The sequence below is a fragment of the Brevundimonas sp. RM1 genome (assembly GCF_052907225.1).
Window position 1 is genome coordinate 12763 of record NZ_JBRERY010000005.1, and the last position, 21183, is coordinate 33945.

The 21183-nt window shown below is 68.5% G+C and carries 15 protein-coding genes; 4 read left to right on the top strand and 11 right to left on the bottom strand.

The window, feature by feature from the left end; all coding sequences use genetic code 11:
- Window positions 1-536 precede the first annotated feature (536 nt).
- A complete protein-coding gene (locus tag ACU5AP_RS06755) occupies window positions 537-3473 on the top strand; it encodes a TonB-dependent receptor domain-containing protein (protein ID WP_191001959.1) in 2937 nt (978 codons plus the stop codon).
- Window positions 3474-3663: 190 nt separating this feature from the next.
- On the top strand, window positions 3664-4908 hold the full coding sequence (locus ACU5AP_RS06760; protein ID WP_003164536.1) for a metal-dependent hydrolase family protein: 1245 nt from the start codon (window positions 3664-3666) through the stop codon (window positions 4906-4908).
- A 77-nt stretch (window positions 4909-4985) separates the two neighbouring features.
- On the opposite strand, the gene ACU5AP_RS06765 is transcribed toward ACU5AP_RS06760, so the two are convergent.
- The 7 genes from ACU5AP_RS06765 to ACU5AP_RS06795 all read right to left on the bottom strand — a co-directional run bounded on the left by ACU5AP_RS06765 (window position 4986) and on the right by ACU5AP_RS06795 (window position 16607).
- A complete protein-coding gene (locus tag ACU5AP_RS06765) occupies window positions 4986-6317 on the bottom strand; it encodes an ammonium transporter (protein ID WP_446680982.1) in 1332 nt (443 codons plus the stop codon).
- 38 nt (window positions 6318-6355) lie between these two features.
- Window positions 6356-10882: a glutamate synthase large subunit gene (gene gltB / locus ACU5AP_RS06770; RefSeq protein WP_446680983.1), complete on the bottom strand. Its 4527-nt coding sequence runs from the start codon at window positions 10880-10882 to the stop codon at window positions 6356-6358.
- Entirely contained in the window at window positions 10879-12312 is a 1434-nt protein-coding gene (locus tag ACU5AP_RS06775; RefSeq protein ID WP_446680984.1) for an NAD(P)-dependent oxidoreductase, read from the bottom strand. Before ACU5AP_RS06775 ends, gltB begins: the two co-directional genes overlap by 4 nt.
- 326 nt (window positions 12313-12638) lie before the next feature.
- Window positions 12639-13463, bottom strand: a complete 825-nt coding sequence (locus tag ACU5AP_RS06780) for an ankyrin repeat domain-containing protein (RefSeq protein WP_446680985.1) — start codon at window positions 13461-13463, stop codon at window positions 12639-12641.
- An 87-nt stretch (window positions 13464-13550) separates the two neighbouring features.
- Window positions 13551-14456, bottom strand: coding sequence for a DUF2974 domain-containing protein (locus ACU5AP_RS06785; protein ID WP_052748067.1), 906 nt, complete (start codon window positions 14454-14456; stop codon window positions 13551-13553).
- Window positions 14457-14535: 79 nt separating this feature from the next.
- Window positions 14536-15114 (bottom strand): hypothetical protein, encoded by a 579-nt coding sequence (locus ACU5AP_RS06790; protein ID WP_128719878.1) that lies wholly within the window; start codon window positions 15112-15114, stop codon window positions 14536-14538.
- A gap of 41 nt (window positions 15115-15155) precedes the next feature.
- The gene (locus tag ACU5AP_RS06795) at window positions 15156-16607 is read right to left on the bottom strand and encodes a hypothetical protein (RefSeq protein ID WP_128719879.1); all 1452 of its coding nucleotides are present in this window, start codon (window positions 16605-16607) and stop codon (window positions 15156-15158) included.
- A gap of 206 nt (window positions 16608-16813) precedes the next feature.
- Here ACU5AP_RS06795 and ACU5AP_RS06800 point away from each other — a divergent pair, with 206 nt between their 5' ends.
- Window positions 16814-17923 (top strand): LysM peptidoglycan-binding domain-containing protein, encoded by a 1110-nt coding sequence (locus tag ACU5AP_RS06800; protein ID WP_164918014.1) that lies wholly within the window; start codon window positions 16814-16816, stop codon window positions 17921-17923.
- A gap of 4 nt (window positions 17924-17927) precedes the next feature.
- Window positions 17928-18446, top strand: a complete 519-nt coding sequence (locus tag ACU5AP_RS06805) for a hypothetical protein (protein WP_128719881.1) — start codon at window positions 17928-17930, stop codon at window positions 18444-18446.
- 78 nt (window positions 18447-18524) lie between these two features.
- On the opposite strand, the gene ACU5AP_RS06810 is transcribed toward ACU5AP_RS06805, so the two are convergent.
- The 4 genes from ACU5AP_RS06810 to sctR form a co-directional block, all read right to left on the bottom strand.
- On the bottom strand, window positions 18525-19343 hold the full coding sequence (locus tag ACU5AP_RS06810) for a DUF1521 domain-containing protein (protein ID WP_046653646.1): 819 nt from the start codon (window positions 19341-19343) through the stop codon (window positions 18525-18527).
- Between the two features lie 98 nt (window positions 19344-19441).
- On the bottom strand, window positions 19442-20239 hold the full coding sequence (sctT, locus tag ACU5AP_RS06815; RefSeq protein ID WP_046653644.1) for a type III secretion system export apparatus subunit SctT: 798 nt from the start codon (window positions 20237-20239) through the stop codon (window positions 19442-19444).
- Complete coding sequence (sctS, locus tag ACU5AP_RS06820; RefSeq protein WP_003164547.1) at window positions 20240-20512, bottom strand: type III secretion system export apparatus subunit SctS; 273 nt, start codon at window positions 20510-20512, stop codon at window positions 20240-20242.
- Window positions 20513-20523: 11 nt separating this feature from the next.
- A complete protein-coding gene (gene sctR, locus ACU5AP_RS06825) occupies window positions 20524-21183 on the bottom strand; it encodes a type III secretion system export apparatus subunit SctR (protein ID WP_128719882.1) in 660 nt (219 codons plus the stop codon).

The following is a 21183-nucleotide window of genomic DNA, read 5'->3' on the forward strand; positions in this document are numbered from 1 at the left end:
ACTACACAAGTGAGTGCGGGCGGAGATCGAAACGAGGGCGGCGGCCCCCTCGCAGAGGCGGGCGGCCGTCTGCGTCGGGATGCACGCTCGGCGAAGCGCGCGCCCTTCGGCCGTGCCGGGCGATCATGACCCTGTCTCTTGGGCTGGCGTTCGCTTGGGCGCCGTCGACAAGGAATCGACGACTGGGACGAAACGTGATGAGCCGCGCCGATCCTGGCGTCTCAATCGCCCCCTGGAATTGAGTTCTCCCTCAAAGCGTCATCACATCCGCCTTGAAATGGGCAGAGATTTTGCAATCAGCCCCTAAATTCGAAAATGATTTCGAATTTCAAATATCAATGCGGGCCGTGTGGAGAAATTTTTCGCTTAAAATAAAGTGGCGAAAAGGGGGCCTTTGGGGGATCAGCCCGCGCTGAGGGGCGCTGGTGAGAACGTCAGCAAATAGAGGGGATTTCATGTTTTCTAGTGGTTCTCGGGGCCGTGGCCCCGCGATGTATCGCGTCCTGTTGGCCGGAGGGTGCGCGTCAGTCGCCCTGATGAGCGCGGCGAACGCCGCCGTCGCTCAGGAAGCATCCGAAGATCCGGGCGCAGCCGTCGAAGTCAGTGAAATCGTCGTCACGGGGTCGCGCATCGCCCGCCGCGACTACGCTTCCAACAGCCCGCTGGTTTCCGTCACCACCGAGGCCATCGAGAACACCGGACAGGTCACGGTTGAAAAGGCCCTGACCCAGATGCCCCAGTTCTCGGGCGCCATGGGGCAGAGCACGGCCGGGTCGTCCTCCACCTCTCTGAACGGCGGCCAGGCCTACGCCAGCCTGCGCGGCCTGGGGTCCAAGCGCACCCTGCTGCTGCTGGACGGCAAACGTCTGCAGCCGTCCAACCCGGACGGCTCGGTCGACCTGAACATCATCCCCGAAGCCCTGATCGGCAATGTCGAGGTCATCACCGGCGGCGCTTCGACCGCCTATGGTTCGGACGCCACTGCGGGCGTGGTCAACTTCATCCTGAAGCGCAACTTCAGCGGGGTGACGGTCGCGTCCCAGTACGGCGTTAGCGACTACGGCGACGGCGAGACCTTCCGCACGTCGATCACGGCCGGCGACGCCTTCGCCGAGGGGCGCGGCCGGGCGGTGATCTCGCTCGACTACTCCATGCGCGACGTGGCCTATCAGTCCAAGCGCGACTACTATTTCGTGCGCAACCGCCAGTCCAACACGGCCATTATCTCCCAGGGGGCGGCCTGGTTCGGCAGCAACCGTCCGACGTTGAGCGCCGTGAACGACGTCTTCGTGGGGCAGTACGGCGTCAATCCCGTGCTGGGCGCGGGCAACTTCTATAACGGCCAGATCGGCTTCAACACCGGCGACCAGACCCTGTTCAACCTGGGCGGCGCCTCGCCCGTGATGAACCTGAAGGATCCCGAGACCGACAACCACTTCCTGAACGCCGCCGGCACCAACATGCTGTGGGGCTGGAACCGCGGGCGCATCCAGAACGAGAACGAACGCTATTCGCTGTTCAGCCGCGTCGATTATCAGATCACGCCCGAGATCGACTTCTTCCTGCAAGGTTCGCTGACCAGTTATGAATCTGAGGGCACCTTCAACCCGACGCTGGCGGGCTTGGCCTATGCCCTGTCGGCGCCGGTGACCAACCCCTACATCGGGGCCGACTTCGCCCACATCCTGGCCTCGCGGCCGAACCCCACGGCGGATTTCGCCCTATGGAAGGATCTGGATTTCGCGGGCGAGCGCCTGCAATCCTACGCCTACAACGTCTATCAGTTCATCGGCGGGCTGTCGGGCCAGGTGGGCTACAAGGACTGGACCTGGGAAGCCTACGCCAGCGCGTCCAAGGCTGATTTCGAGAATGTGCAGACCGGCGGCGTCAGCCGTTCTGCCATCACGCGCCTGCTCTACAGCCCCACCGGCGGGTCGGAATTCTGCGCCGGGGGCTTCAACCCCTTCGGCAACCATGATCCGTCGGCCGAGTGCGTGGACTATGTGCGCCGCAACACCACCAACACCAATGAGCTGACCCAGCGCATGGCCGAGGCCTCGATGCAGGGCGGCCTGTTCAATCTGCCCGCAGGCGAGGTGCGCTTCGCCGCCGGCTTGGGCTATCGCTACAACCACTTCGACTTCCGTCCCGACGGAGCCCTGGACCAGCCGGACGGCACCAGCGACATCCTGGGCTACAGCGAGTTGCGGGCCTCTTCCGGCGATGTGGATACGACCGAGGTCTTCGCCGAGTTCCTGGTGCCGCTGCTGCGCGACCTGCCGTTCGTCAAGTCGCTGGAGATGGATCTGGGCTACCGCTTTTCCGACTACAGCTCGGTCGGCGGCGTCCACGCCTATAAGGCGGACCTGAACTGGCAGGTGAACGACGTGGTGCGCCTGCGCGGCGGCTACAACCGCGCCGTGCGCGCTCCCAGCGTGGGCGAGCTGTATTCCCCCGTCTCTTCGGCGACGGTCGACATCGGCACCCCCTCCGCCAGCAACACCAACGGCGATCCCTGCGACTACCGCAGCTCGTTCCGCAACGGCCCCGACGCCGAAAAGGTCAAGGCGCTGTGCGTGTCCCTGGGCGTGCCTTCGGCCCTGATCAACGACTTCCAGTTCGGCGCCGCCCAGGTGTTCGCCCTGACCGGCGGCAACCCCGACCTGCAGGAGGAAACGGCCGACACCTATTCGTTCGGCACGGTGCTGCAGCCGACCTTCCAGTCGCCCTGGCTGAGCAACATCAGCGCCTCGATCGACTGGTATCAGATCAAGGTGGCCGATGCGGTCGGCGTCCTGGGCGTCGGCAACGGCATCCGCTACTGCTTCAACGACGGGGGCAACAACCCGACGTTCGATCCCAACAACTACTACTGCACCCTGCAGGACCGCGGGACCAACGACGGCTATATGATCAACCCGCGTCAGCCTCTGCTGAACCTGGGCCAGTTCAACGTCACCGGCATCGACCTGCAGCTGGACTGGCGACTGCACCTGGGCGATGTCGGCCTGCCGGACGAGGGGCAGCTCAGCGTCAGTTCGGCGATCAGCTATCTGAACAGCTTCGAGATCCAGGCCCTGCCGGGCGCGCCGACGTACGACTACGCCGGCACCTGGGGGACGGCGATCGAGGCCAACGCCGGTCAGGCGCACCCCGAGTGGAAGGCGTCGACCAGCGTCACCTATTCGCGTGATAGCTGGAACGTCGGCCTGCGCTGGCGCCACATGTCGGAGATGATCAACAGCGCCCGCGTGACCTCGCCGACCAGCACGGCGCGCGGCGTGGACGCCTATGACGTGTTCGACCTGAACGCCCGGGTGACGCTGCCTTACGACACGTCCTTGCGCTTCACCGTGACCAACCTGTTCAATGAAGCGCCGCCGCAGGTGGGGGACGTTCGCGGCACCTACGATCCGCAGAACTACGACACCATCGGCCGCTATTACACGGTCGCGGTCACCAAGACCTTCTAGAGCTCCGCAAGGAGATCTGAAGTCATAGCGGCGGGGCGACTGTCCCGCCGCACCTGATCCCGGCCTCGCGCCGGTAGTATTTCAAATGGGGCGGCGACTTATCGCCGCGTGGAGGAGGACAGTGCAGTTGTCATCTAAGAAATCATGGGTCGTCGGCCTTGCGGCCGCTCTTCTCGCTTCAACCCCGGCCGTGGCGCAACAGGCCGCCGCCGCTCCGACCGTCTCTTACATTCACGCCGGGCGCCTGCTGGCTGATCCGGCCACTGGCCGCGTGACCCAGAACCAGACCCTGGTGATCGAGAACGGTCGCGTGCGCGAGATCGTCAACGGCTTCGTCGGCCAGGGCGACGTGGTCGATCTGTCGGACAAGTTCGTGCTGCCGGGCCTGATCGACAGCCACGTCCACATCACCAACCAGCAGGGCGAGGGCAACCGCGTCGCCCGCTTCACCAATACCGCCGCCGATTCCGCCGTTCAGGGCGCGGCCTACGCCCTGGTGACGCTGCGCGCCGGCTTCACCACCGTCGCCGACCTGGGCGGCGCCAGCGACGCCGTCGTGGCCCTGCGCAACGGGATCGCGGCGGGCAAGATTCCCGGCCCGCGCCTGCTGGTCTCGGCCGGTACGGTGACGCCGCACGGCGGCCACGGCGACGCCAACGGCGTGAACAGCGCCCTGGTGCCTGTGTTGCGTCAGAACGGCGTCTGCTCGGGCGCCGACGACTGCCGCCGCTCGGTGCGCGAACGCGTGCGCGCGGGCGCCGACATCATCAAGATCACGGCCACGGGCGGCGTGCTGTCCGACACCGGCGCGGGCCTGAACCAGCAGTTCTCCAATGAGGAGCTGCAGGCCATCGTCGAGACCGCGCACTTCATGGGCCGCACGGTGACCGCCCACGCCCACGGCACGGACGGCATCAATAGCTTCCTGCGCGCCGGCGGCGACTCGATCGAGCACGGCACCTTCCTGGACGACGAATCCATCCGCATCTTCAAGGCCAACAACGGCTGGCTGGTGCCGACCTTGCTGGCTGGCGATTTCGTCGCTCGCGAGGCCGCCCGTCCCGAAACCTTCTTCACGCCGAACCAGCGCAAGAAGTCGCTGGAAGCCGGTCCGCAGATGCTGGACATGGCGCGCCGTGCGCACCGCGCCGGCATCCAGATCGCCTTCGGCACCGACACCGGCGTGTCGCCGCATGGTGAAAACGCCAAGGAGTTCGCCCTGCTGGTCCAGGCAGGCCTGACGCCGCTGGAAGCCGTCCGCGCGGCGACCGTCGGCGCTGCGACCCACTTCCGCCTGCAAAACGAGATCGGTCGCCTGGCGCCCGGCTACGCCGCCGACGTGATCGCCGTCTCGGGCGATCCGCTGACCGACGTGACGACGCTGGAGCACGTCAAATACGTCATGAAGGGCGGCGTGACCTATCGGAACGACTGAGGTCGGCGGACGACGTCAATCGAGGGGGGGGGCGGCGAGAGCCGCCCCCTTTTTTTGGCGTGTCTTCAGGGCGCCGCCTAATGCAGGGCCTCGCCGTGCTGACTGAAGTCGAGGCCTTCGATCTCGGCCTCGGTCTGTACGCGCAGGCCGACCGTGTATTTGCAGATCATCAGCACGACGAAGGTGCCGACGGCGCTCCAGACCATGGCGCCGCCCAGGCCGACAGCCTGTTTCCACAGCGTGGCGCCTTCGGCCAGAGGATTGACGGCGGCGTTGGCGAAGACCCCGGTCAGCAGGGCGCCCGCGATGCCGGCGACGCCGTGCACGCCGAAGGCGTCGAGGCTGTCGTCGTACTTGAGTCTGTGTTTCAGCCAGACCGCGCCGACATAGGCGATCGGGCCCGAGATGAGGCCGATCAGGAAGGCGCCCGTGGGATCCACGAAACCGGCGGCCGGGGTGATGGCGACCAGGCCCGCGACCACGCCGGTCAGCAGGCCCAGCAGGGTCGGCTTCTTCTTCAGCGTCCACTCCACCGCGATCCAGCCGACGGCGGCGGCGGCGGGGGCCAGCAGGGTGTTGAAGACGGCGACGGCGGCGATCTCATTGGCGCCCGCGGCCGAGCCGCCGTTGAAGCCCATCCAGCCGACGAACAGCAGGCCCGTCCCAATGGCGGTGAAGGCCAGGTTGTGCGGGGCCATGTTGTCGCGACCCCAGCCGTGACGCGGGCCTAGAACGATGGCGCAGACCAGACCGGCCACGCCCGCATTGACGTGGACCACGGCCCCGCCGGCGAAGTCGAGCACGCCCAGCTCGCCCATCCAGCCGCCGCCCCAGACCTGATGGCAGATCGGCGCATAGACGATCAGGTGCCACAGGGTGAAGAAGAGGACGCTGGCCGAGAACTTGATCCGCTCGGCGAACGCCCCCGCGATCAGGGCCGGGGTGATGATGGCGAAGGTCAGCTGATAGCTGATCCACAGGAACTCGGGCAGGCCGGGGGTCAGGGCGTGGGCCGTCTTCACTCCGACGCCGTTCAGGAACAGGGCCTGAAGACTGCCGATGAAGCCGTTGGCCGGGCCGTCGCTGGTCCCGAAAGACAGGGTGTAGCCGGCGACGAACCACAGGACGGTGACGATGGCCATGGCCGCCGTGGAATGGGCGATGGTGGCGATCAGGTTCTTCTTCCTGACCATGCCGCCATAGAACAACGCCAGACCCGGCAGGGTCATCATCAGCACCAGGGCCGTCGAGGTCAGGATCCAGGCCGTGCCGGGACCGTCCAGCGCCAGCGGAACCTGATGCGCCAGAAGGGCAGGTGTGGGCGCTGCGGCTAGGGCGGGCGCGGCAAGCGCAACGGCGAAAAGGCCGCAACAGAATGCTGCGGCCTTGGAAATCGTCGGTGATGTCATGAGGGTCTCGGGGAGAAGACGCTGCGGAAGGGATGACGTCAGGCGGGTTGGGCCAGCCTGACGTCGGTGTTTGCGGCCTCGGCGGCGAGGACGGTCTTGGGCGCGATGCGGACGAAGCGCGGCGCGAACGCCGACCAGTCGCTGAGGATGCGTCGGGCCAGAGGCGAGGCGGTGGCGGCGGCGTGGGCCTCGATCAGGGCCTTCAGTCGGGTTTCCGCTTCGGCGTTGATGCGACCGACCCCGGCCATGTCGCCGTTGAGGGCCTGAACCGCGCGACCGTCGGCGTCGAGGACGAACAGCTCGCCGCCGCTCATGCCCGCCGCCAGGTTCCAGCCGACCGAGCCCAGCACGACCACACGACCGCCGGTCATGTATTCGCAGCCGTGCGCGCCCAGCCCCTCGACCACGGCCTCGGCGCCCGAGTTGCGGACGGCGAAGCGTTCGCCCGCCGCGCCCGCCACGAACAGACGGCCGGAGGTGGCGCCATAGAGGGTGGTGTTGCCGCAGATCTGCTGGTCGGCGCGCCACTCATGGGGACGGACGTGGATGTCGGCGCCCGACAGACCCTTGCCGACGTAGTCGTTGACCTCGCCGGTGACGTCGAGGATCAGGCCGCGCGCGCCAAAGGCGCCAAAGCTCTGACCGGCGATGCCTTCCAGCTTCAGCTTCAGACGGCCTTGCGGGCCCTGCGGGCCGAACTTGCGGACGATGGCCGAGGACACCCCGGCGCCGGCGGTGCGCTGGGTGTTGTTCAGCGGATAGGACAGCTCCAGCGTCTGGCCGCGCTCGAGGAAGGCCTGGGCGTCCTTCAGCACCTGGGCGTCCAGGCTTTCGGGGACGGGCTGGCGCGCCTTGTCGGCCCAGCGGCCGGGCCGGTCGACGTCGACCTTCATCAGCAGGGGGTTGAGGTCCAGATCGTCCAGATGCGATCCGCCGCGCCGCGTCTGACGCAACAGATCGGTGCGGCCGACGATCTCGTCGATCGTGCGCGCGCCGATGGAGGCCAGGATCTCGCGGACCTCCTCGGCGATGAAGGTGAAGAGGTTGACCACCTTCTCCGGCGTGCCGGTGAACTTGGCGCGCAGGCGCTCGTCCTGCGAGCAGACGCCGACCGGGCAGGTGTTGGAGTGGCACTGGCGTACCATTAGGCAGCCCATGGCGATCAGGCCCGAGGTGCCGATGCCGTATTCCTCGGCGCCCAGCAGGGCGGCCAGGACCACGTCGCGACCGGTGCGGATGCCGCCGTCGGCGCGCAGGCTGACGGAGGAGCGCAGATGGTTCAGGCTTAGCACCTGATGCGCTTCGGCCAGACCGATCTCCCACGGCATGCCCGCATGCTTGACCGAGGTCTGGGGCGAGGCGCCCGTGCCGCCGTTGTGGCCGGCGATCAGGATGGCGTCGGCCTTGGCCTTGGCCACGCCGGACGCAATGGCGCCGATGCCGGTGGCCGAGACCAGCTTGACCGTGACCTTGGCGTCGGGGTTGATCGCCTTCAGGTCGTAGATCAGCTGGGCCAGATCCTCGATCGAATAGATGTCGTGGTGCGGCGGCGGGCTGATCAGGGTCGTGCCCGGCACGGCGTGACGCATACGGCCGATAAATTCAGTGACCTTGAAGCCGGGCAGCTGGCCGCCCTCGCCGGGCTTGGCGCCCTGGGCGACCTTGATCTCGATCTCGCGGCACTGGTTCAGATATTCAGCGGTGACGCCGAAGCGGCCCGAGGCCACCTGCTTGACCGCCGAGTTGGCGTTGTCGCCGTTGGGGCGCGGGACGTAGCGCGCCGGATCCTCGCCGCCCTCGCCGGAGACGGCGCGCGCCCCCATCCGGTTCATGGCGATGTTCAGGGTCTCGTGCGCCTCGGGCGACAGGGCGCCCAGGGACATGGCCTGAGACAGGAAGCGGCGGCGGATGTCCGAGACGCTCTCGACCTCGTGCAGCTGGACCGGGGTCAGGCCGTCCTTGAAGTCCAGCAGGTCGCGCAGGGCCAGATCCGGCTGCTCGCGAACGGCGGCGGAGTATTGCTTGAAGCGCTTGTAGTCGCCGCGGTTCACCGCGTCCTGCAACAGGTGGATGGTCTTCGCGTCATGGGCGTGGGCCTCGCCGCCCGCACGGATGCGGAAGAAGCCGCCCATCGACGGAGAGGGGATCGCCGCGCCGAAGGCCACGGCATGACGCTTGAGCGCCGCCTGCTCCAGACCGGCCAGACCGATGCCGGAGATGCGCGACGGGGCGCCGGGGAAGAACTCGGCGGCCAGAGCCCGCGACAGTCCCAGAACCTCGAACTCACAGCCGCCGCGATAGGCGGAGATGATGCTGATGCCCTTGCGCGCCAGCACCTTGAGCAGGCCGGCCTCTATGCCGTGCTTATAGTTGAGGCAGGCGTCGTGGAGCGTCAGGCCCGGATAGGCGCCGCGGTCCAGACGCTCCTGGAACAACTCCTGCGCCAGCCACGGGTTGACGGCGGTGGCCCCCACCCCGACCAGAACGGCGAAGGCGTGGGGGTCCAGGGTCTCGGCGGAGCGCACGACCAGCGAGCAATAGGTGCGCAGACCCGCCGCGATCAGGCGGCCGTGCGTTCCGGCGGTGGCCAGGATCATGGGCGCGGCCAGACGCTCGGCCGAGGCGTGCTCGTCGGTCAGGACGATCAGGGTGGCGCCCTCGCGCGCGGCGGCCTCGGCCTCGTCGCGGATGCGGTCCAGCGCCTGACGCAGGCCCGCGCCGGAACGGTCGCCTTCAGCCGGGACCGGATAGGTGCAGTCGATTACCGTGGTCGAGCCGTCGGCGACGACGCCCAGCAGGCGCTGGTACATGCCGGTGGTCAGGACCGGGCTGTCCAGCACGAAGACTTCGGTCTGGGCCTCGTCCTGGGCCAGGATGTTTCCCAGGTTCTTGAAGCGGGTCTTCAGGCTCATGGCCCCGGCTTCACGCAGGGGATCGATGGGCGGGTTGGTGACCTGGGAGAAGTTCTGGCGGAAGTAGTGAGCCAGGGGGCGCGGCAGGCTGGACAGGACGGCGGGCGGGGCGTCGTCGCCCATGGAGCCCACGGCCTCCTTGCCGTCGCGAACCAGGGCGTCCAGCAGCAGGTCCAGATCTTCGCGGCTGAAGCCGGCGGCGATCTGGCGACGGATCAGGGCCTCGCCGACAGCGGCGCGCGGTTCTGGTCCGGGGCCGATGATGGGCTCCAGATCGACCATGTTCTCCAGCCACTGTTCGTAGGGCTGGGCGGCGGCCAGGGCGTCGACGGCCTCATGCTCGTCATAGATGCGGCCGTGCTTCAGATCGACGGCGATCAGCTTGCCGGGGCCGATGTGCAGGCGGCGCTTGATGCGGCCCTCGGGCAGGGGGACCAGACCGGCTTCGGAGCCGGCCAGCAGCAGGCCGTCCACGGTCTCGACCGCGCGCAGAGGGCGCAGGCCGTTGCGGTCCTTGCCGGCCACGACCCAGCGGCCATCGACGGCGCACAGGGCGGCGGGGCCGTCCCACGGCTCCATCACCGCATTGCAATAGGCGTAGAGGGCGCGGTGCTCGGGCTTCATCACCACGTCGTCCGAGGACCAGGCTTCTGGGACCAGCAGGGCCTTGGCCAGGGGGGCGGGACGCCCGGCGCGGACCAGAACCTCGAAGACATTGTCCAGGGCCGCCGAGTCTGAACCGCCCGGCTGGACCACCGGCTTGACCTCCTGGTCGCGGTCGCCGAAGGCCGAGGCGGCCATGCGGATCTCGTGGGCGCGCATCCAGTTCAGGTTGCCCTGAAGCGTGTTGATCTCGCCGTTGTGGGCCAGCATGCGGAAGGGTTGGGCCAGCTTCCACTCGGGGAAGGTGTTGGTCGAGTAGCGCTGGTGGAAGACGGCGTAGCCGGCCTCGACCGTGGGGTCGTTCAGGTCGTGATACAGCTGACCCAGCAGCTCGGCGCGGACCATGCCCTTGTAGACGATGGAGCGGGCCGACAGGGAGCAGAGGTAGAAGCCGTTCAGGCCCGACGCCTGCACCGCCTTTTCGATGCGGCGGCGACACAGGAAGAGTTCGCGCTCCAGCGCCTCGATCTCCATGCCTTCCGGCGCGGCCAGCATGATCTGCTCAATCTCGGGCCGGGTGGCGTCGGCGCGCACGCCGACGACCGACAGGTCCATCGGCGTCTGCCGCCAGCCGTAGATGTAGAAGCCCGAGCGGATGGCCTCGGCCTCGACGATGGCGCGGGCGTGGTCCTGGGCGCCCAGATCGGTGCGCGGCAGGAAGACCTGACCGACGGCGATGGGGCTGGGGCGCAGGGTCTGGCCGACGGCGCGGACCTGGGCCGCGAAGAAGGCCTGGGGCAGTTCGATCATGACGCCGGCGCCGTCGCCGGACAGACCATCGGCGTCGACCGCGCCGCGGTGGGCCACGGCCTTCAGCGACTTGATGGCCATCTCGACGATTTCACGGCGCGGCTTGCCGTCGATGGCGCAGACCAGGCCCACGCCGCAGGCGTCACGCTCCGACGACGGGTCATAGGCGCCGCCCTCGATCAGGCGGGCGCGGTTCTCTTCGTACTGGGCCAGCCAGTTCTGTTGCGATGCGTTGGTCATGCTGCGGCTTCCTCGGTACGCGCGCGCAGGTAGCGGTCGATTTCAGCCGCGGCGTCCTGGCCGTCGCGCACGGCCCAGACGACGAGGGAGGCGCCGCGCACGGCGTCTCCGGCGGCGAACACGCCGGGCAGGGTGGTGGCGAAACCGCTACGCGACACCTGCAGGGTGTTCCATCTGGTCAGGCCCAGGTTGGCGTCGAGCTGTTCGCCAAAGGCCTCGGGCTCGAAGCCCAGAGCCTCGATCACCAGGTCGGCGGGCAGGTCGAAGTCCGAGCCGGACACGGGGGCGATGTCGCGCCGCCCGCCGGCCGAGGCCTCGGTCAGGGTCATGCGGTGGGCGCGGACGGCGACGATAGCCTCGCCCTTGGACATCAGGGCCTTGGGCGCGCCCAGCCATTCGAAGCGGACGCCTTCCTCCTCGGCGTTCTGCACCTCGCGGGCCGAGCCCGGCATGTTGTCGCGGTCGCGGCGATACAGGCAGACGACGCTGGCGGCGCCCTGACGGACGGCGGTGCGGACGCAGTCCATGGCCGTGTCGCCGCCGCCGACGACGACGACGGCGCGACCGGCGGCGTGAGGCGCGGACGCATCAGCGGCGTCGCCGCAGTCGACGCGGTTCTGGGCGATCAGGAAGTCGAGCGCGGCGACGGTGTCGTTCGGCCCGCGACCGGGAACGCTCAGGGTGCGGGCCTGATAGACGCCCATGGCCAGCAGGACGGCGTCATGGCGCGACCGCAGCTCATCCATCGTCACATCAACGCCGACATTGGTGTTCAGCACGAACTGCACCCCGCCCTCGATCAGGCGGTCGATGCGGCGCTGGACGATGCGCTTCTCCAGCTTGAAGCCGGGGATGCCGTAGGTCAGCAGGCCGCCGGCGCGGTCGTGGCGGTCATAGACGACGACAGCGTAGCCTTCGCTGCGCAGGCGGTCGGCGGCGGCCAGACCGGCGGGGCCGGAGCCGACGATGGCGACGCTCTGGCCGCGCTCGGCCAGGGGGCGGATGGGCTCGACCCAGCCGTTGTCGAAGGCGGTGTCGGCGATCCAGGCCTCGACCGAGCCGATGGTGACGCCGTCCCAGCCGGACTGCTGCAGGGTGCAGGCGCCTTCGCACAGGCGGTCCTGCGGACAGATGCGGCCGCAGATTTCCGGCATGGTCGAGGTGGACGAGGCGACGCGCCAGGCCTCGCGCAGGTCGCCGTCCGCCGACAGGGCCAGCCAGTCGGGGATGTTGTTCTGCAGCGGGCAGGCGTTCTGGCAGAAGGGCACGCCGCAGTCGGTGCAGCGCGACGCCTGGGCCGTCCCGCCAGCGGCGGTCGGTTTGAGCGTGATCTCCGTGAAGGCGCGCACGCGCAGATCAGCGGGCTGTTTCTCCAGCCGACGCTGCTCGATCAGAAAACCGCCAGGGTTGGATCGTCCGCCTTTTTGCATTTGCGTATTAAGCGGGCTACCGGCTCGCGGTGCAAAATAATTTTTCTTACTAGCTCTCAAAAAACATGAATTTGAAATATTATTGTCGAATATTTTGCATTATAGCGCACAAATTACCTGTTTTTTAGTGTGCGCTGCAACCTTCGTCAGGCGCGTGTCGCGTCGGGCGGCGTGGGCGGCGGGCGAAGGGGCGTGATTGTGAGCGCCGCCTGATCAGTGCGCGTCGTCATCGGGCGAATGCGCCAGAAGCTGGAGGCGGATTCGGCTCAGTACAATTGACCTGGGGGTATTGATTTTCGGGCTGAGCGGACCGCGAGGGCGGCGTACTACTGCGGCCACAACTCTCGCATCCGCCGCACCAGTTCGGGCGAGGGCGGGCGGCCGCCCTGGGCGTCGGCGGGAGGCCAGCGGCCGGCCAGGACTTCGGCGCGCACGACCTGGGCCGAGGGCGGGGGGAAGCGCCAGCCGGCGGCGGTCATGCGGGCTTTGACGCGCGTTTCCGCCTGAGTCTCGGCGGGCTCGGCAGGGCGGACGGGGGCGTCCAGGGCGGCGGCGATGGTGTCGCCGTTGACGCCGACCGCCCAGGCATCGGCGCCGCGTTCCAGCAGAAGTTCGGCGATGCGGTAGTTGCGCATGGCGACGGCGGCTTCCAACGGCGTGCCCCCGGTGCGGTCGGCCCGGTTCACGTCGGCCCCGTGATCCAGCAGCAGACGCACGGCGCCGAGCGAGTTCAAGGCGATGGCCTCGTCCAGCGGCCAGAAGGCGTCAGGCGCGACCGGGTCAGGCGAGGCGCCTGCCTGAAGCAGGGCCTGGGCGTGCCAGGGCTCGCGGGCGCGCAGGGCCAAGCTGAGCGAAGTCTCGCCGTTCGGGCCGTCGGGCGGTGCGCCCTTTTCCAGCAGCAGGCTGACCATGGCCCGGTCGTCGCGCGCGACGGCCAGGGTCAGCAGGTCAAGATTCTCGCCGTCGCCGATGCGGACCAGGGCGGGATCGGCGTCCAGCAGGCGGCGGGCCTTCGCCAGGTCGCCGTCGCGGACCGCCTCGACCATGTCGCGGGTGGAATGGCCGTCCCGGCCCAGCGCGGCCACGCTGGCCGGGGAGGGCAGGACGGTGCCGACGACAAAACCGTCGGCGCGGGCGTCGCAACCGCTCATCAGAACTCCGGCGAGAAGGATTGGCGTGAAGAGGCGTCCGGGCATCTTGGCGCTGAACGGTCGGCGGGTCGAGGCCGTTCCGCCTCCTTATCGCATGGCGTCCAGGCTGGACTGGAACCATTCGACGCCGTGCAGGGCGCCGGGCGTCCAATTCCACCAGGACTGGTCCTCGGGCGGGGTGGGGGACACGGGGATGCGGTCGCCGACAGCTCCGGGCGCGTCGCCCGCCCATCCGGCGGCCACGCCGCCGAGCGGGCCGAGCAGAACCGCTCCCAGGCCGCCGAGGATGATGCGGTCGCCGCCGTCCTGCAGCAGGCTGAGCGGGTCGCCCTTGAGGTAGAAGGCGTCGATGTCGGGCGTCGGGCGCCCGCCCGCCTGGGCGGCCTCGATCGTCGAGGCGTGCAGGCCGGAGGCGTTGAAGGTGTCCGCGTCGTGGCCCGACGCCAGGGACGCGGCCGAGGCCATGCCGCCGCCCAGCGAATGGCCGGTCAGGGTGACGTCCGCCTCGACGGCGGCCAGCCGCTGGCCGATGCGCAGGGCCTTGTCATAGTGTTCGGAGGACAGGCCCAGCGCCTGCTGGCCGTTGTTGAGCCAGTCCTCGCCCGCCTGGGAGCCGCGGAAGGCGACGACGTAGCGGGTCTGGCCGTCCTCGTCGCTGACATAGACGCGGGCGCGGAACTCGGAATCGGCGCGCTCCAGCAGGTCGGGAGTCAGGCGCAGCCGGTCCAGGTCGTCCGGTCCGGCCACGCGCCAGCCGTCCGGCGGCGAGGGGGTGTCGTTGTAGACATCGGCCGACAGCGCCAGATGCGTGCGCGCGGCGTCCAGATCGACGACATTGTCCGAACGGGCGGGGGCGGCCGCAGCCTGAGCCGGAACCGGCGCGGCGGGCGGCGGCGCCCAGTCCAGGGCGACGCGCGGATCGTCGTCGAAGCGCGCCGTCGCGGGCGTCGTCTGAGGTTGGAACGATGTCGCGCCGATCCGGTCGATCTGCATGGTCGCCTCCCGATCCTATGCAGTCACCCTATCGCTGCTCGCCGAACCGCGCTGCTAGGGTCTTCCCTAGACTGGAGGCCTAGCGCACCGCGCCTGCGCGCAGAGCCTGGTCGAAGGCGTCGCGGGCGGGGCGAGGCAGGGCGCGGACGCGTTGTGACAGCCATTCGGCGACGTCCTGGCCGGGAGCGGGCGGGGCGACGCCTGCGCCTTGAGCGAAGTCGGGCAGGGCCTTGGGGTTTTGCGACAGCGCGGCGGCGACCCCGCCAGTGAAGAACCCGGCCTCCTCGGCGCGAGGGCGCCAGACGCCGCCGTCCTTCTGTTCGGAGGCGGACAGGGCAGGGACATCGGCCGTCAGCGTCGCCCATTGCCGTCCCAGGCGCGCCGCCTCGCCGTTCTCCAGCATGGCGGCGGCGTAGGCCTGCAAGGCGCGGCGGCCGCCCAGACCGCTCTGAAGCTGGTTCGCCACGCCTGCAGGGTCGGCGTCCACGGCGGCGGCCAGGGCGGACAGGGAATCTGCATCGATCCGGGCGGATGCCGCGATGAAGCTTTCGCTCGTGACGGCGGCCGAGGGCGTGGTTTTTGGCGTCTCGGGGGAGGAGTCGCAGGCGGTCAGCATGGTCAGGGTCGCCAGGATCGGGAGCCAACGGGGGGCAGGCAAGGCCGCGTCCTTTCCGTCCGGGCGCGGCCAGACTCTGAGGATCAGTTCAGCGGGATCCGAGTCACGGACTCCCAGCCCTCGTTGTAGCTGACTTCGGCCGGGCCGTCATAGGGGCGGCGGCCGTCCGCGCCCGTCGGGGTGGTCAGGGCCACGATGCTCTCGAACAGGTCCGCCTGGCCGCTCTGATACTGGCTCAGGGCCGTGTCGAAGACCTGGTCGCTCAGCCAGCCGGTCGCATCGCCGACGCCCGGTCCGGGCAGTTTGCCGGTGGCGAAGCCGAAGATGGTCTTCAGCGTCTCGACGTTCTCGGCCGCGCCCTTGTTCACGCCTTCGAAGGCCTGGTGCAGGGCGCCGGAGAAGTAACCCATGCGCTCGGCGGCCGGATAGAAGACGCCGCCGTCCTGTTGCGTCGGGGCGGTGAAGCGTTGCAGCATGTCGCCCTTCAGATCATTGCCGCGCGCCAGCTGGTCGACCAGCCCGCGGATGGTGTCGGCGCCGCCGTCCTGACCCAGGGTCTCCTGCAGGAAGGCGGTCATGCCCTTGCCGGCCTGATAGTCCTGCTCCAGCGCCTCGACGACGCCGTTGACGTCGGATTTCAGCAGGCCCTCCATGCCGGCGCGGATTTCGTCGGCGGCGTCGCCGGTTCCGATGGACGGCGTCAGCACGCCGTTGGCACCCGAGACGTTGGCCATCTGGCGCCCCGCCAGTTCGAACACCCGCGCCTTTAGCTCGGCGTCGGGACTGGTGGCGGCGGCGTCGACGGCTGCGGCCAGCGGTCCGGCGTCATAGCTGTAGGTCGGTGCGCCGCCTTGCATGTTCGCGTACATGGTCTGCTGGGTTCCGGCCTCGAAAACGGCCGACAGCTGGGTGTCGTTCAACGATGCATAGGCGGTGCTGAGCGCCGAGGCGTTGCCGCCCAGGCTGCCCAGCACATGGGCCACGGCCAGGCCCTCGGCGTCGCCCATGTCGGAGATCATCACACCGCCCATGCCGTCGGCCTCGGTCGCCTGGGGCGCCAGGGCGGCGATGAAGCCGGTCTTTACGTCGGACGTCGCGTGGGCGGCGACGCCCTGCGCCAGCTCGATCTTCTGCTCGCGGTTGTCATAGGCGTTGTAGACGCGCTCCAGCTGGGTCGCGTCCAGCGAGCCGCCCAGCGTCGCGTGCAGGTCGCGGCGCTCGTCCACGTTCAGCCCGCCGCCCATGCCGAGGAAGCCGGAGTTGTCGAGCTCGTCCGTCCACTTGTTCAGTTCGTCGTCGGACAGTTCGGAGACGACGGCGTTGCGCTCTTCCGCCGTCAGGCCGTTCAGCGCAGCGTTGATGTCTCGTAGGTCGCTCTGGGAGACGTCGTTGAAGAAGCCTTCGTCCAGGCGGTCGCGGATCGTGTCCAGCGCCTGATCGACCCGGCTGGTCGAAGGCGACCCGGGGACGGGGCCGCTGACGGGCGAGGCCAGGACGCGGGTGTCGACAGACGGCGAAAGAGGCGTGACGGTCATGACCGGCTCCTGCACGATACGGACGAATACTGGAGCCAGCCTATGATCGGGACAGCGGCGGCATAAGCTGGGGGCGTCCTTAGCTAGGGACATCCCCTATGCCGGGCCGCCTGCGAACGACGCCGCTAGGGAAAGCCCCAGATTTCAGACGCGCGAAGAGACGCCAAACTGGCCGGACGGATCACCGCGTCTTTTGGAGCCGACCAATGTCTCTCGCCGCTTCCTCCGCCACCAGCCTATCCGCCGCCGCCGGGGCGCGCGACGCCGCGCCCGCCCACACGGTCCGGGCGGGCGAGACCCTGTCCGGGATCGCCGAACGCTATGGCGTCAGCGTGGGCGACCTGTTGGCGGCGAACCGCCAGATCACCAATCCGAACGTGATCCATCCCGGCCAGACCGTAACGCTGCCGGTCGGCGCGGGGGAGGGGCGAGACGCGACGCCGGCCGAGGCGACGGTCTTTCATACGGTGCGCGGCGGCGACACCCTGTCGGGCATCGCCCAGCAATACGGGATGAGCTGGCGCGAGCTGGCGGCCGACAACGGCATCGCCAATCCATCGCTGATTCAGGTCGGCCAGCAGATCCGTCTGAACGGCGCGGCGCCCGAGACGGCGACGCCGGTCCAGTCGACGCCCGTTTCCGAACCCGCCGCTGAAGCGACGCCCGCGACGGCGCAGGAAGGCGTCAATCCGGACCTGGGCGCCCTGTCGGCGCGCTATGAAACGGGCGGGCGCGGTCCCGGCACGGTGTCGTCCGGTTCGGGCGATCCGGGCGGCGTGTCCTACGGCTCCTATCAGCTGGCGGTGAATCGCAACCGGCCGCAGGAGTTCCTGGCCGCCGACGGGGCGCGCTGGGCCGATGAGTTCGGTGGGGCGGCGGCGGGCACGCGCGCCTTCTCCGACACCTGGCGCGCCATCGCCGCGCGCGAGCCGGAAGCCTTCCAGGCCGCGCAGCACGCCTTCATCGAACGCACCCACTATGACGTGCAGTCCGCCCGGATCGAGAATGCGGGCCTGGACATCTCCAACCGCTCGCACGCGCTTCAGGACGTGGTGTGGTCGACCTCGGTCCATCACGGCCCGAACACGGCGGTCGTCACCCGCGCCATGGCGGCGGTCGAGCGCCAGGGGATCGACGCCTCCAGCGCCGACTATGATCGCGCGCTGATCAACGCAGTCTATGACGAGCGGGGCCGCCGCGACGGCAACGGCGAACTGGCCTACTTCTCCAGCTCGCGCGCCGATGTCCAGGCGGGCGTGGCCCAGCGGTTCGAGGACGAGCGCCGCGACGCCCTGAACATGTTGGACGGCCGCTGATCGTATGACTGAATCCAGCGCCATCTCCGGCGCGAACGGCGCCTCGGCGGTTTCCGCCGGGGCGTCGTTCTTCGAGAGCCGCGCATTGGCCGTCGGCGCCGCCGTTCAGGCGATGGCCGAGCTGGCCGGCGCGGTCCTGCCCGATCCGGCGGACAGTCTGGACCGAGGCGTGGCGCTTTCCCAGGTCTGGGCCGAGCAGGGCCAGCAGGGCGGGGCGGTGGTCGGCGGCGACATGCGCGTGCTGGCCGCCCAGACCGGCCAGGCGGTCGCCGCGCGGCTGAGCGCCGTCTCTCCGATCGAGACGGGACGCATCGACCGCGCCCTGACCGACTTCGTGCGCGCGGTTCAGGATCACGCCCGCGCGACGCCGCACCTGACCGCTCCCGCCGTGGTCGAGCCCATGCTGCGGGCCCTGGCGGCGGGCCTGGCGCGCGAAGAAGGCCCCGCCGCCGCCCGCGACAGCGCCGTCGAGCAGTTCGCCCGCATGGTGGACGCCGCGACCGCTTCATTGGACCGACGCTGAGCGCGATCCCTTGCTGTGACACAAAGCAAACCCCGCGGACCGAAGTCCGCGGGGTTCCGCGCTGAACCGCAGGTAAGTTCAGCGCGTCGGCGTTGGGCCGAGGGCGACGCGCGGGCTGCCGGGCTCGCTGGTTTCAGAGGCGCCGCCCAGGGCTTCGGCCAATCCGCTCAACACGCCGGTCAGCAGCCAGGCGCCCAGGACGCCGCGCAAGGCGTCGCTGAAAGCCTGAAGCGCCTCGGGCAGGCCGGCATTGCCGATCTTGGTCAGGTTGAAGTCTTCCTGGCTGACGGCGTCGCCGGTGATGCCGCTGGTCCAGCCCGATCCGGCGGCGTCGTCCTCGCGGATGGTCAGGCCGTCGCGATAGGCGGCGTCGATGGCGTAGCCGTTGTTGCTCATGCTGATGTTCAGGTCGCCCAGCCGGTTCTGGCTGACGCCGTCGATGATCATGGCCTGGTCGCCGCGCGTGATGACCAGCTGGCTGGTGACGGTGGCGTTGGGATTGTTGCCGAAGGGCTCGGTGTTGACGGTGATCTTGGTTCCGTTCTCGAGTTCCAGGGTCATGGTGTCCCAGAAGTCGCCGACGTGCTGGCCGTTGTAGTTGAAGTGCGGATCGCCCCAGATCTGGGTGACGTTGCCGTCGGCGTCGCGCACCACGAACTCGGAGTTGGCCTCGTTGATCTCCAGCGTATAGCCGTCGCCCAGGTCCACCGTGGCCTTGCCGTCCTGGGGCATGGAGGCCGAAAAGGCGGGGGCGGCGGGCTGGAAGGCGCCGTTGAGCATCACGCCCAGCTGGAAGCCCATCTGGGCGAAGTTGGCCGCCGTGGCCATGCGGTCGGCGACCGCGCCGAGCACGAGAGTCCCGACGGCGTTGGAGAAGGCGGTGTTGATGCTGGTCATCGTGCAGCCCCGAGGTTGATCTTGCTGACCGGCATCGGACCACGCTGGGGCTTGGCTTCACAGTCGGGACGGTCCCCATCAGGGACGACCCTAGCTTTTTAGCTTGAGCGCCGCCCCATCGCCTTCAGCACCTCCAGAACCGTGTCGTGGCGGCCCATGATCTCGTTCAGCAGGGTCTGCACCAGGCCGGTCATCATGATCAGGATGATCAGGGTCGCCAGCCACGCCTTGATCGACAGCGACAGGGAGAAGACGTTCAGCTGCGGCGCATAGCGGTTGACCAGGCCCAGGGCGCCGTCGGTGACGAACAGCACCACCAGAACCGGCGAGGCGAACAGCACGGCCAGGGTCATCAGCCGCGTGAACTCGCCCTCGAACAGGCTGAGGCTGCTCATGGTCAGCACCGGCGTCAGGCTGCCGATGGGCCAGATGACGAAACTGTCCAGTATGGTGCCGACCAACAGCAGCAGGCCGCCCGAGAACATGAAGACGAAGTTGGCCAGTCGTCCCAGGAACTCGCCGTTCAGCGAGGTCTGGTGCCCGCTGAGCGGGTCCACCACCTGGGCCATGGTGGCGCCGACCTTGGTGTCGATGATCTGGCCGGCGGCCTCGAACGCCCACAGCATGGTGGCGAAGAAGAAGCCGATGACCACTCCGACCAGAGCCTCCTTGCCGAACAGCAGGATCCACTGGACCGTCGGCAGGGTCATCTGGGCTACCTGCGGCTGCATGGTCAGCACCGCCAGGCCGAAGACCAGGAAGATGGAGTTGCGGACCATCGCCGGCACGGTCTGCGGCGACAGCAGCGGCATCAGCAGGAAGGTCGTCGCCACCCGCGTGGTCGACACCGCCACCAGGATGGCGTTGTCGAACAGACTGTCCAGACCTTCGAACACCTAGCGGCGCACCAGGGCCGGAAACTCGGTGAAGATGCGGTCGCTGAACTGATACAGCGAGCCGCCGATCAGCGCCGCCGTGGCGAACAGGGTCAGCACGATGGCGAAGAATTTGGCCGTGTACTGCAGGGTCTGTTCCTGAAGCTGCGTCGCCGACTGGATCACCGCCACGATCAGGCCGACGATGGAGGCGGCGATGATCGGCGGGGCCGACAGGAACAGGACGAGCCAGAGCGCCTGATTGACGAGCTCGATGGCCTGGGCGTTCATCATGGGGCGCTCTCCTAGACGTAACTGAGCACAAGGCCGTGGGACAGCTTCACCCACCCGTCGATCAGCACGAACAACAGCAGCTTGAACGGCAGGGAGACGGTGGTCGGCGACAGCATCATCATCCCCATCGCCAGCAATATGTTGGACACCACCAAGTCTATGATCAGGAAGGGCAGGAAGATCAGGAAGCCGATCTGAAACGCCGTCGCCAGCTCCGACACGGTGAAGGCGGGCACGACGACCAGGAAGTCCCGCGCGGTGATCTCGGCGCGTTTTTCAGGGGTGGAGATGCGCTGGGCGGTGCGCAGGAAGAAGGCGCGCTCGCGTTCCGACGAGTGCTTGATCAGGAAGTCGCGCAGCGGCTCCTTGGCGTTGTCGGCATAGGCGAACAATTGCTGGGTGTCGCTGAGGGCGGCGGTGGGCGGCATGTGGTTGGTGGCCTCGGCCATGCGCTGGCCGACCGGGAACATGACGTAGAGCGTCAGGATCAGCGCCATGCCGTTCAGCACGATGTTCGGCGGCACCTGCTGCAGGCCCAGGGCGTTGCGCAGCAGGGACAGCACCACCACGATCTTGGTGAAGGACGTCACCATCACCGCCACGAAGGGCGCGAGCGCCAGCAGGATGACGGTGACGAGCGCCGATCCCGGCGAGAACTGGGACAGGTCCAT